The organism is Photobacterium sp. R1 (assembly GCF_054600795.1).
Genome location: NZ_BAAHZP010000200.1, coordinates 1 through 371, shown reverse-complemented (window position 1 = coordinate 371; position 371 = coordinate 1). Strand labels below are relative to the sequence as shown.

Annotated in this window: 1 protein-coding gene; it reads right to left on the bottom strand. The window is 42.9% G+C overall.

The genetic code is table 11. From position 1 onward, the window contains the following. Window positions 1–81 precede the first annotated feature (81 nt). Window positions 82–246, bottom strand: a complete 165-nt coding sequence (locus tag ACYP03_RS24660) for a hypothetical protein (protein ID WP_459782477.1) — start codon at window positions 244–246, stop codon at window positions 82–84. Window positions 247–371: the final 125 nt, after the last annotated feature.

The following is a 371-nucleotide window of genomic DNA, read 5'->3' as shown; positions in this document are numbered from 1 at the left end:
GACGAAACGGACGTCCAGACTCAGGACGTCCAGAACACCGACACCTAAAGCCGTTGTATTCAAAATGTTTTAACAGCAGCTTCAACAAACTGTTACAGTTCCTGCATCAATTGCTGGAAAAAAGGTCAGAAAATGCTTTGCTGTAACCTTCCAGGCTTCCTGGAGCACAGCGACAGACTGTAAGTCTGCTTTACCAGACAGCGCCTTTTCAATTGATCCGCCAACCTGAAGACTTTTATTACTCATGCAGATAGTTGATTCACATTAAATTAGAACAATGGGCCCGATTGTACGCTACCGCTTCCGCTAAACAAATCGCGTCATCGTTAAAAAATGCTTCAATGCCTCAAAAAGATGGAAATTTATCATTC

Coding starts and splice junctions, on each gene's coding strand:
- ACYP03_RS24660 (WP_459782477.1), bottom strand. CDS start 246: ATGAGTAATAAAAGTCTTCAGGTTGGCGGATCAATTGAAAAGGCGCTG.